The following is a 10953-nucleotide window of genomic DNA, read 5'->3' on the forward strand; positions in this document are numbered from 1 at the left end:
CGGGCTGGCGGTGGCCGGCAGGGTCACGCATTCATAAATTTTGTCTAGCCCGCCACTTACTCCTAGACACAGCATGTCGCGCTCCATTCGTCGTGATAGGGACACTCTACTGGCCTGACTCAGGACCGTTCCACCTGAGTGAGGTTCCACCTGAGTGAGGTGCACTGTCGCTCGCCGCCGCGAAGGTCAGTCAGAAGTTACCGACCTCAAACAATCTAGCGTAAGGTCCGTCTGCGAAGTGAAGCCGCAACTCATGAAAATTCTGTACCGTCTGGTCCAGCGGTCGCGTTTCCTGGCGCTGAAGAATGGCGCGACCAGAAAGCTGAAGCGCTGGAACCCCGAAGAACTCCCAAATCGTTGCCAAGCAAGCGGCGGGTTCGCGAAGAAGACTCTCGTACTCAATCACAAGCATGTTGGTCGGCGCGAAGGAGTGCGCGACCCGAGCGTGGAAATTGTCGGCAGTCTTGAAGTAGGCCTCGCAGTCGGCGATTGACAATCTGACGCACGGCGGCGGAGCCGCGTTGTCAGAGCTGAATTTCAGCCATTGGCGGGTTTGCCTTGCCTGCACCAGCGATCGTAGCGATTCCAATGTGTTTCTGCGAACCACGAGGATGACCTTCAGGCCTGGCCAACCGGCCAGCTCGGCAAAAAAGCCCGGACGATCGTGAAACTGAGGTTCGTTGATCTTGCAGCCAACGTGCGTCACCTTGTCGCTCCGCGGGGGATAGCGCAGGTAGGCAAGTTCTAGGAGCTCGCGATCGCTATGTAGCAGGCGATCCTTATCGGGCCACTTCGTATCATATGGATTGAGCAACTCACCGTTACTGAACACGTTCGGATGCTCGTTTAGCAATGCTTCCAGATAGTGCGTGCCAGTCCTTGGCATCCCAAGAATTACAAAGGGCTCAGGTGACAGTGCGGGGTAGGTCATTGCATGTGGCTCCAACTAATATTGATCGCGAGGCTTGGGGTGGCGCCCCGCACAAGAATCCACGCTGTCATCTCTCCGCCGACTCTTTCAATGATGTTGAGAAGCGGCGGGGATTAAATCCGCGCTCATGCAACGCTGCAATCAAGCGGGACAGCACCATGACCCGTCTGGTCGCGCAGGCCGGCGTGAGTGTCCGGTTTCAACCCGCTCGGCTCTTTGTCCTGGTTCTCACAATACGGCTCACGGGACCCGATCGGCGACGTGATTTGTACCAGGAGGCCAATACCCGAATCATGGGGACGGCGTTCCATAACGCTGATAGATTGACTGAATTCCATCGAGGACCTCGCGTGACAGGCTGACTTCCACACTGGCGATGTTGTGCTTTAGCTGCAGCTCGGAGGTCGCGCCTACGAGGGTGCTTGCAACGAATGGCCGGCTGCTGAAGAATGACAACGCGCCGTGCGCTGGATCAATGTTATGTTCCCGAAACAGCGTTGTATATGCGAGGGCCGCATGCTGGGCCCTCTCATTGCTGTAGCGGAAGAATCTCCCTAATAAGTTCAGCCGCGAACCGCCTGGTCGCTGCCCACCCAGGTACTTACCGGTCAGTGTGCCCATCGCGAGCGGCGAATACGCTAGAAGCCCTACCCGTTCGCGCTGAGCCATCTCGGCGAGGCCGTTCTCGAAGTCGAGGTTAAGCAGATTGTACGGATTCTGAATGCTTATCACGCGGGCTAAACCATGTACTTCTGCGTGATGCAGGAAGCGCGCAAGGCCCCAAGGTGTTTCGTTGCAGAGCCCGATGTGACGAACGCGACCGCTTCTGACGAGTGCGTCCAACGCCTCCAGCGTCTCCAGGATCGGGACCGTGTCCTCGTCGAGTTCGTACTGGTAGTCGACTAACTGAAAGACGTTGGTGCTGCGGTCGGGCCAGTGCAGTTGGTAGAGGTCGATATAGTCCGTGTGGAGCCTTTGCAGGCTGGTGTCCACGGCCTCGAACAGATTGGCGCGTGTGTAGCTGACGCGGCCGTCGCGCACATAGGGCAAAGTTTGCCTTGCCTGCTCGAACAGGGCCGACGGCTTTGGTCGCAAGCACGACGTCTCGCCTGCGCCGGGTCTTGCGTAGCCAACTGCCGATATAGCGCTCCGCAAATCCATGTGTCTCCGCACGGGGTGGCACAGGGTACATTTCGGCAGTGTCGACCAAGTTTATGCCGGCATCTAGGGCTGCGTCCAGTTGCGCGTGCGCCTCGGCTTCCTCGTTCTGCTCCCCCCAAACTCATAGTGCCCAAGCCGAGCGCGCTCACCTTCGGGCCGCTGCGGCCCAGTTCACGATACTGCATCGCATATCTCCTTCTCGTAGTGGTCGTGAGTAGCGTCAACGCATCAGGCGTCGACGAAAAAGTGCCGCCGACAGGAAGAACGGCAATACTGCGTACATGCAAATTACACCGATATGCAGGCCGACGCTGCCGGCCGGGCGGCCAAGCATCGCCGGACGAATGAGATCGATCGAATGTGCCAGCGGCAAGAAGCGCCCCACCTGCTGAAAGGCGTCGGGCAGTTGGGTGACCGGGAAGACCGCGCCGGACAGGAACAGCATGGGTGTGAGGACGAGCGTCTGGTAAAACACGAAATAGTCGTAACTTGGTGAAAGCGCTGCGACGACCATCGCCAGGCTCGCGAAGGTGAGACCGGTGAGGGCGATAGCTGGCAGCGCATAGAGGATGGATGGCCACGCTGCGTAGCCCAGGATGGCGGCAACAATCGTAATTGCCGCCCCGGCCAGAAAGGCCTTGCTGGCTGCCCACGCCACTTCACCGAGAAGGATGTCGCCGAGCGTGAGCTGCGTGCACAGGACTGCTTCCCAGGTGCGCTGATGATGCATGCGAGCGAAAGCCGCATGAATGGTTTCGAAGGTGGCGGAAATCATCGCGCTTGTCGCGACCATGCCAGCCGCCAGAAACGCGATATATGAGGTGCCGTCAACGCGACCTAGCATTGCTCCGAGGCCCAAGCCGAGGCCGAATAGAGAGCTCATAGGCTCGGCGGCGTTCCCGAGAACCGATGCCAGCGCGACTTTCCGCCACGCCAGATAGTTGCGTCGCCATACCGCGATCCAGTTCCACGCATTGGCGGGCAGAGCCGCCGCATAACGTCCCCACATGGTTCAGTCCTTCATCTCCCGCCCAGTCAGCCGCAAAAAGACATCCTCAAGATTCGGTGGACGCTGCAGAAAGCGTAGACCCGTGTGCCCGCGCAGCTGCCCGCGCACCCGCTCCGGATCTGGCGCATAGCAAAAGAGCGTCTCACCGCTCACGTCGATACGCTGCGCGTACGGCCTGATCAGCGCACCCAACTCATGCGGATTGCCACCGTAGATCTCGATCACTTGGCAGCCGATCTGCTCGTCGATTAGGGTGTGAGGCCGGCCTTCAGCGATCTTGCGCCCTTGCTCGAGTACGCACAGCCGGTCGCACAACCGTTCGGCTTCTTCCATGAAGTGGGTGGTCAGAAGAATCGTCTTGCCGCGCGCCAACAGCGAGCGCAACCGTTCCCAGATCAGGTGGCGCGCGTGCGGATCGAGGCCGGTTGTCGGCTCGTCCATGACGAGGAGCTGAGGGTCATTGATGAGCGCACGCGCTATCGTCAGGCGCCGCTTCATGCCGCCAGAGAGTTCGGCGACGCGCGCATTCGTCTTGTTCTCGAGGCGAGCGAACTCGAGCAGTGACGGCGTGACCGCTTCGATTTGGTGCGCGCTCATGCCGAAATAGCGCCCGAACACCAGCAGGTTCTCCCGGACCGTGAACTCGAGATCAAGATTGTCGAATTGCGGGACCACGCCTATGCGCATGCGAGCCAAGCGAGCGCGTCCCGGCACTGGTTCCCCGAGCACGGTGATGTTGCCCGCGTCAGCTGACGCCATGCCGAGAACCATGCGCGCAATCGTGCTCTTGCCTACGCCATTCGGTCCCAGCAAGCCGAAGCACTCTCCCGACGCAACGGTGAACGACAGCCGGTCGACAACGACCTTGTCGCCATATGACTTTGTTACGCCGGTAAGGCCGATCGCTATCGCGGACATGCGCTCATCTTGGCGTGAGGGATGCCGTCGCCCGGCGATAGCTCAGCTGCAAGCGGCTTGGTCAACAGCAGGCCGTCGCACCATACGTGTTCAACGCGTCCCCACTGGCAGGCTGCGGCGGCATCCGGAAAAAACCCACGCCCATGGTGGTTGGCACTCGTATTGCAAAGCAGCGGAATGCCCGTGAGTTTTTCATATTCGACGAGAAGCTCAGCGACTTTGTGCTCAGAGTTTCTAGGAACGGTCTGCAACCGGGCAGACCCGTCGAGATGTACAACGGCGGGGATTTTGTCCCGCCATTCCGCTCGCGTCTGGTGATCGAACAGCATGTAAGGATCCGGCGTTCCAGGGCTGAAAATTTCCGGCGCGCGATCTTCCAGGCATATCGGCGCCACTGGCCGGAAGTGTTCGCGACGTTTGATGTCGTTAAGATGATCCTTCATTCCCGCCGATGTCGCGGCTGCGAGAATGCTTCTGCCGCCCAACGCTCGTGGTCCGAGCTCAGCGCGGCCGGCGAGGAAAATCACGGGCTTATTGCTCGCCAGGATGGCAGCAAGTTCATGCATACTGCACGGCGCAGCCTCCCACTCAGACGGCACATCGGTGCGTGCCAGGGCTGGGCCACTGTAGACCGACCATTCCAGCGGCACGAAGCCTATGTCCGCCGCCATTGCGGCACAAGCCGCGCCGATTGCCGAGCCGCTGTCATTCGGAAAGGGCGGCACCCAGACAGCATCGCACAGGCCATTAGCACGTAGTGCACTGTTCCATTTTATGTTGAGACCGCAGCCACCGGCTATACACAAGTTGCGCGATCCCGGAAAACCCGAATGCCGCTGCAAAGCGACTGTCACTTCCTGAACAAGGAGACGCTCGAGAAAACAATGAAAAGATGCAAGTACATCTTCGGGTGCCTTAGCCTTCAATCGCAGCGCGCTCCGCTCGAAGAAATCGTGCATAGCCGCAAGTGACGACTCCGCGCTGTTTATGCCCGCTCGGTAACGGCGAGCCTGCTCCGTGTCGGCCGCAAAGCGCTCCTCGTAGAGCTCCTGAAATACCGCCATCATGGCTTCATCAGCACACCCGAGCGCGGTGTAAGCCATCAGCTTGCCGGCAACACCTAGGTCCCAGCTGGTCCGGTTCGCCTGCCTATAAGGTCCGAAGTGAGAGCCAGCGGCACCATATGCATGGCCTATCATCGGGAACAGGCATTCGAGGAACCGGGCGCCCCGACGATCTACATAGTAGAGACGTGGAAAGATGCAGCCGTCCCATACCAAGCAGAAGGCTGGTTGTCCGGCTTTGGCAAAGGGGCTGGTGCAGTATGCGGAGGCCACATGGCCTGCGACATGCGGATAGCTTCTATAAGGGAAGAGCCTGCCCTCGAGCATGAGCCCAAAGCCGTCGTGCGAAGTGAGAAGGCCCTCGGCATGGCGTTCAACATACGGCGCCCCTTTAAGAGTGATCGCTGCCGTCCCACTGAGGGCCTCGAATTGGGATTCGACTTCCCCGTCCCAACCATCGATGACAAACCGATCGACATCCCGCGGATCCAGACCGTGCTCCGCTAAAGCGGCGACAACTGCGTCGAGATTGTCGATGGCTTGATATCGCAGATTGTTGCCCCGCTTCTCCTGCTCGACGCAAAAGACGAGCCGTCCGTCCTCGACAAGAGCGATCGCCCCGTCATGCGTCAGCTTTATACCGCAGATGCGCATTGTGCCTCCATGTCAACGTCGGCGATTCGATTGACTCGAGATCGAATCGGATTCCGGAAGCAGGCGAGCAAGCAGTCTTCGTTGACCGACTCGCCATGGCACTGCAGCCGCTCGACCTCGATCAGCGTTTCGTTCAACATGCTGATGACCGTCTCGGCACCAGCAGGGTGACCCCAGCGCCGACACGTGGCATCGCGCGCGGATCCGAAAACCAGCGGCCCTTCCGGCGCAAGCATCCGCACTAGTTTGCAAATGGCCGCGCGTATCTCGGCCGTGTCAGCCAGGTGATCGAGAACTTCCGCCACGACGATCAAATCGAACAGCTCTCCGGTCGAGAACTGCTGAACGTCGCAGACTATCCACGTGATGTGCGACCATCTCTTCGTCCGTTGGCACGCTCGACCAATCGCTCGCGGCACGACATTGAGCGCTCTGAGCCGTTTGCAGTGCGGCGCCAGCTTTTCCGTGAATGCGCCGGCTGCGCACCCCACTTCGAGGGCATTTGTGATAGACCCTCTGGAAAGCGAAAGCCGCGGCATTTGCGTGTGACGCTCCCGCTCAAACGGATTTCCGTCGAGGCGCCACGGATCGTCGGCAGCCAGTTCCCGCTCTAACAGTTGGTATTTCTTATCCAGGCTCACGAGCTATTCACCTATGTAACTGCACGATCACTCGCCGCTGCAAGCGCTGTCAGACGTTACCAACCTCGAAGAAGCACGCGAAAGATCCCTCCTTCGGATTGACCCACCAATTCCCGGACCTTCTGTAGCATTTGGTCCACCGACCGGATTTCGGATGACGACCTGCTTTCCCCCCCCGTTTGGTAGCTTGGCAGCCTGGCGCGACAGCCAATCGCTATTGCTCAATGTACACAATGCATAGGCTTTCACGGGGAGTAAGAGAAAGATGTTGATGAGTGTGTGCAGAGAAAAGCCGAGAAATCGAAGTTCGCGAGCACGAAACGCTGCGACGCTGCAGCGAACCACGGTCATTGATGCGATAATCAGTCCTGCCCACCACGGCACTGTGGCTGTGAGTGCGAGCTGCGCGAGCGCCGTTAGCGATGACAGGGCGAGAAGTAGCGGGCCGAGATTCTGTCCGACTACATCTAGCGTGAGATAGCGATCAAGTTCAGGCAACAGGCGCAGCGCAAGGAACGTATCCCGGAAAGTGCTCCGTGCCCAACGGAGTTGTTGGCGCAGATACGGCCCTAGCCTGTCCGGAACAACTGTTGCCGCGACGGCGTCGGGAGCGTACTCCGTTTGAAACCCTGCTTTCAACATGAGGATCGTGAGATGGCGATCCTCACCGAAGTCGCTTGGCTTTCCCCGAAAGAATTGCGTCTCGTACTGATCTAGTAGCAACAGGAGCGCGGAACGACGGTACATCGCACATGGGCCGCAGCAGCACATAACGGCGCCGAAGCGAGCTTGTGCCGCGCGCTCTTCGTTGCAAGCCAACCAGTACTCCATATCAATCAACCGGGTCAGCCAAGTGTCGCTTCGGTTGCTCGCCGTCAACTGCCCCATGGCCGCCCCGATCGCTGGATCCTGCATCTTCCGTGCAAGCTTCGTGACCACATCGGCTGCTATTATCGTGTCCGAGTCGACGTTGAGCACGAGATCTCCAGATGAGCGGCGTATCGCAGCGATCTGCGCCTTCCGCTTTCCGACATTCTTTCGCAGCAGAATGAAGCCGAACCTCGGGTCGTCAGAGTAGGCGTCGTGAACGGGTGCCACAGCGTCGAGATTTCCAGAACCGTCATCAACCACATAGACCCGCAGTTTTCCGGCGTAGTCTTGGCTTGCAATGGACTTCAGACACGCCGAGAGCGTACGCGGGTCCTCGTTGAAGCAGGGGACGATGACATCCACGCTTGGTAGAGCGTCGGAGTTGACCACGTCGCCCGACGGCGATGAAACGTTTGTCGGCAGAGCATAAAGCACCTGCACGCTTCTATGGACAGTCGAGAGAAGCGCATAGACCGAGATAGCGACAGTGCTGGTTGTGGTAAGCAGGTTCATAGGGTGCCGGTTTGGTGAGGTTGAGGAAGCGAGCGGATTGAAAATCCGCGGACATGCAATGCTGGAATCAGGTTGGAAAGCGCCAAGACGGTCTGATCGCGCAGACCAGCATGAGTGCCCCGTCCCAACTCGCTGGGTGGACATCCGTCGTGCAAGAGCACAATTGCTCCCGGCCGGATAGAGGCCATCACCGCGTTGACAATCGCGTCAACGCCGGGACGAGACCAGTCTCGCGGATCTACCGACCAGTGCAGGGCAGCCAGCCCAGCCCTCGCTGACGTAGCGAGCACCTCTTCGGTCCACATACCATAGGGTGCACGCATGTGCCGCGGCGAGGCCTGGGGGCATGCCATCCTGATGACTCTGCTCGCCGTTAGTATTTCTTGTTGCACTTCGGCGAGTTCGCATCTGGACAAGTCCGGATGAGTCATTGTGTGGTTTGCGACCTCGTGCCCTTCTGCGACCATTCGTCGGATTAGTTTCGGCTGGTCCGCCGCGTACGCGCCGATGACGAAGAAAGTCGCTGGCACTCGGTGTTCCGCCAGCACATCGAGGACATTCGGCGTGCAAAGTGGATTAGGACCGTCGTCAAACGTCAGATAGACGCCGCGACTTTCGGTGCGGTCAGCGTATTCGCCGCGCGCTTCGCAAGAGCAGTCGAGGTGTGTCACAGCTCTGGCCCGTTCCGATCAATCATCGTGCCGGTCGGCCACTCGCTCATCGACCGTCCAATTGGTAAAATCACGATGAGTACGTCCTCGGTGCGTGTGGGCGGCTTATCGAGACGTACATCTGGAAGGGTCGACCGCACGCGAACCCCCGACAAAACGGTTGCCCAACCGTGCCGGGCGACCCTTTCAACATGCTTCTGCAGCGCAGGCCGAACCGCGCCGAAGCCGAAGGGAACACCAAGCTCTTGCAGGGTTGGACGCAGGACGTGCACTGCACCGTGATAGGTGACTCCGAGTCCCTCAAAATCTCGACGTACCGCGTACAAACCTAGGTCGGCCACTAGTACATCGACCGCGCCAACCTTGATGAAACGGCGCAGTAAGCCCATATGAGCCGCTACACCGCGCGAGTCGTAGCCGATTACACGGAGCTCAGGCCTCGCGCCGGCCCAACTTCGACTGCCTTCGAATGGCTTTCCATTAAACGCCCCAGTCGGCCCATACGTCTTTCGAAAGAACTCGGCGAGTTCGACATGGTCGGCGAGTTGCAACTCGTTTTCCCAGCACAGCTTCCACCGCACCTGAGAGCGCATTGAGAGACCCCCCGTAGAGCTGGATACGGCAATATTCATGGGTGCCTCCTTTGCGCCGACCGGCATTCGAGGGTGGACTTGACGCACGCGAGCAGTTCGCTACCGATGAACGGCTTCACCAGGGAATGGGAAACGCTGGCTCGCAGCGCCCGCAGCCAGTGGTTGTCGCCGGGACGGCTCGTGAGCAGAATGGTGAGATCGGCCTTTCCGGATGCGGCCGAGTGCTGGCATAGCTCAAGCCCGGCCACTCCGGGCAACTGCACATCCGCGATCAAACAGGACGTGCTGAGAGGACGGTTGGATTTCAACTCATCTGCGCACTGGAAAGGTTCGGGGTTGTCGCTTGTCGACAAGAGCACGTCTGTCAGCGCTTGATTGACCGATGCATCGCGATCCACGATGGAGACAACGTCGAGCGCATGTGCCATTTGCACCAAATCTACCGGGGACTTCGCCTGCATTTTCTGCACGATTTGACTGCTATGGATACGTGATAAATTGGGCCTGGGTCGCAAAGGCATTGGGTGCCGGCAATCGGCAGCTCCCGACTTGTTGGGATGTTAAGGCGAAGTTGATCGCTGGCTCAATTCTACGGAGGTAAGCGGCCGATATAGAAACGGTTGGAAAAGCTATACGAACGTTTACCGGTCGTGAGCGCATAAGCGATCTGCGCCACGCCTGTCGCGTCAAGCCACTGCGCTGCAGCTCATACAACCCGTTGAAAACTGTGGCCGCAATGGACATGCGCTTCGGTCGGGGCTCGGGGTGCAGCTGAGACTTTTCGCGGAGCCAGGAGAAAGACTGGCAACCATTCCTTATCGGCCTGAATTTTATTGTGCTGACCGACCGGCTTTGGTATCCGCCATTGCGCAAAATTGGTAAAATCGATTATTTTTATTGAACACATCCACACGATGGATAACTCCACGCCATGCGCTTCAAAGGCCTTGATCTAAATCTTCTCGTCGCGCTCGATGCTCTGATGAGAGAGCGTAATCTCACCGCGGCGGCACGCAGCATCAATCTGAGCCAGCCGGCTATGAGTGCGGCCGTGGCCCGCTTGCGCGCCTATTTCCGCGATGAGCTATTTACGATGAGGGGCCGGGAACTTGTCCCCACAGCACGAGCGGAACGGCTCGCCGGGCCGATACGCGAGGCGCTGGTGCACATTCAGCTCTCCATAATTTCCCGCGACACGTTCAACCCAGCTAAGTCGGATCGCCGCTTCCGGATTCTCCTTTCCGATTTCATGACAATCGTTTTCTTTAGACAGATCGTCGACCGTGTCGCGCGGGAAGCTCCCGCCGTCCGCTTCGAATTTCTGCCATTTGTCGATGAGCCTGATGAGCTTCTGCAGCGCGGCGAAGTCGACTTTCTTGTCTTACCGGAATTATTCATGTCGAGCGCGCATCCTAAAGCGACACTGTTCGAGGAGACGCTCGTGTGCGTAGGCTGCCAGACGAACAAGCAGCTGCCACGGCAGCTTACATTCGAGCAATACATGTCAATGGGACATGTTGCGGCCAAGTTCGGGCGGGCCCTGAGGCCGAATATTGAGGAATGGTTCTTGCTTGAGCACGGTCTTAAGAGACGCATTGAGGTCGTTGTGCAAGGATTTACCATGATCCCGCCGATGCTATCGGGGACTGAGCGTATAGCGACGATGCCCTCAAGGCTGCCCCAGCATTTCGCAAAGACGATCCCCCTCCGGATCGTCGAAGCACCGCTCCCGCTTCCCGCATTCACCGAGGCCATCCAATGGCCGGCCCTTCATAATACTGATCCGGCAAGTATTTGGATGCGGCGGATATTGTTGCAGGAGGCCTCCTGCATGGCTTCTCCGCGTGAGACCACCCGAAACCGCAGGCGCTGCTAAGTTCACTAAAGCGTCTTACCATCCGCTCTCGGCGACAATTCAGATCTACACT

At 58.8% G+C, this 10953-nt stretch carries 11 protein-coding genes and 1 pseudogene; 1 reads left to right on the forward strand and 11 read right to left on the reverse strand.

Features of this window, described 5'->3' with window-relative positions:
- Nucleotides 1-190: 190 nt before the first annotated feature.
- From CWO89_RS33595 to CWO89_RS33640, 11 genes and pseudogenes are all read right to left on the reverse strand, one after another.
- A complete protein-coding gene (locus CWO89_RS33595) occupies nt 191-931 on the reverse strand; it encodes a sulfotransferase (RefSeq protein ID WP_028168864.1) in 741 nt (246 codons plus the stop codon).
- A gap of 291 nt (nt 932-1222) precedes the next feature.
- Nucleotides 1223-2026 carry an aldo/keto reductase gene (locus CWO89_RS33600; protein WP_349644914.1) on the reverse strand — a complete coding sequence of 268 codons (804 nt, stop codon included), beginning with the start codon at nt 2024-2026 and terminating at the stop codon, nt 1223-1225.
- A gap of 37 nt (nt 2027-2063) precedes the next feature.
- Nucleotides 2064-2171: pseudogene (locus tag CWO89_RS49250) on the reverse strand (aldo/keto reductase); the annotation flags it as partial.
- 141 nt (nt 2172-2312) lie between these two features.
- Nucleotides 2313-3101, reverse strand: a complete 789-nt coding sequence (locus CWO89_RS33605; RefSeq protein ID WP_130228492.1) for an ABC transporter permease — start codon at nt 3099-3101, stop codon at nt 2313-2315.
- 3 nt (nt 3102-3104) lie between these two features.
- On the reverse strand, nt 3105-4019 hold the full coding sequence (gene nodI / locus CWO89_RS33610; protein WP_028168862.1) for a nodulation factor ABC transporter ATP-binding protein NodI: 915 nt from the start codon (nt 4017-4019) through the stop codon (nt 3105-3107).
- Nucleotides 4007-5737, reverse strand: a complete 1731-nt coding sequence (nodU, locus tag CWO89_RS33615) for a nodulation protein NodU (protein WP_130582777.1) — start codon at nt 5735-5737, stop codon at nt 4007-4009. The genes nodI and nodU overlap by 13 nt, the downstream gene beginning before the upstream one ends.
- The gene (gene nodS / locus CWO89_RS33620; protein WP_130582778.1) at nt 5719-6378 is read right to left on the reverse strand and encodes a nodulation methyltransferase NodS; all 660 of its coding nucleotides are present in this window, start codon (nt 6376-6378) and stop codon (nt 5719-5721) included. Before nodS ends, nodU begins: the two co-directional genes overlap by 19 nt.
- A gap of 27 nt (nt 6379-6405) precedes the next feature.
- Entirely contained in the window at nt 6406-7761 is a 1356-nt protein-coding gene (gene nodC, locus CWO89_RS33625; protein ID WP_130228495.1) for a chitooligosaccharide synthase NodC, read from the reverse strand.
- Nucleotides 7758-8432 (reverse strand): chitooligosaccharide deacetylase NodB, encoded by a 675-nt coding sequence (gene nodB / locus CWO89_RS33630; protein ID WP_130582779.1) that lies wholly within the window; start codon nt 8430-8432, stop codon nt 7758-7760. The genes nodC and nodB overlap by 4 nt, the downstream gene beginning before the upstream one ends.
- On the reverse strand, nt 8429-9064 hold the full coding sequence (locus CWO89_RS33635) for a NodA family N-acyltransferase (protein WP_283813299.1): 636 nt from the start codon (nt 9062-9064) through the stop codon (nt 8429-8431). Before CWO89_RS33635 ends, nodB begins: the two co-directional genes overlap by 4 nt.
- Nucleotides 9061-9486 (reverse strand): response regulator, encoded by a 426-nt coding sequence (locus tag CWO89_RS33640; protein WP_028168857.1) that lies wholly within the window; start codon nt 9484-9486, stop codon nt 9061-9063. Before CWO89_RS33640 ends, CWO89_RS33635 begins: the two co-directional genes overlap by 4 nt.
- Before the next feature lie 470 nt (nt 9487-9956).
- Between CWO89_RS33640 and nodD1 the strand changes: the two genes are divergently transcribed.
- The gene (gene nodD1, locus CWO89_RS33645; protein ID WP_028168856.1) at nt 9957-10901 is read left to right on the forward strand and encodes a transcriptional regulator NodD1; all 945 of its coding nucleotides are present in this window, start codon (nt 9957-9959) and stop codon (nt 10899-10901) included.
- The last annotated feature ends 52 nt before the right edge of the window (nt 10902-10953 follow it).

Origin of the sequence: Bradyrhizobium sp. Leo170, assembly GCF_004296405.1 — a bacterium.
GTDB lineage: Bacteria > Pseudomonadota > Alphaproteobacteria > Rhizobiales > Xanthobacteraceae > Bradyrhizobium.

Coding starts and splice junctions, on each gene's coding strand:
- CWO89_RS33595 (WP_028168864.1), bottom strand. CDS start 931: ATGACCTACCCCGCACTGTCACCTGAGCCCTTTGTAATTCTTGGGATG.
- CWO89_RS33605 (WP_130228492.1), bottom strand. CDS start 3,101: ATGTGGGGACGTTATGCGGCGGCTCTGCCCGCCAATGCGTGGAACTGG.
- nodI (WP_028168862.1), bottom strand. CDS start 4,019: ATGTCCGCGATAGCGATCGGCCTTACCGGCGTAACAAAGTCATATGGC.
- nodU (WP_130582777.1), bottom strand. CDS start 5,737: ATGCGCATCTGCGGTATAAAGCTGACGCATGACGGGGCGATCGCTCTT.
- nodC (WP_130228495.1), bottom strand. CDS start 7,761: ATGAACCTGCTTACCACAACCAGCACTGTCGCTATCTCGGTCTATGCG.
- CWO89_RS33635 (WP_283813299.1), bottom strand. CDS start 9,064: ATGAATATTGCCGTATCCAGCTCTACGGGGGGTCTCTCAATGCGCTCT.
- CWO89_RS33640 (WP_028168857.1), bottom strand. CDS start 9,486: ATGCAGGCGAAGTCCCCGGTAGATTTGGTGCAAATGGCACATGCGCTC.
- nodD1 (WP_028168856.1), top strand. CDS start 9,957: ATGCGCTTCAAAGGCCTTGATCTAAATCTTCTCGTCGCGCTCGATGCT.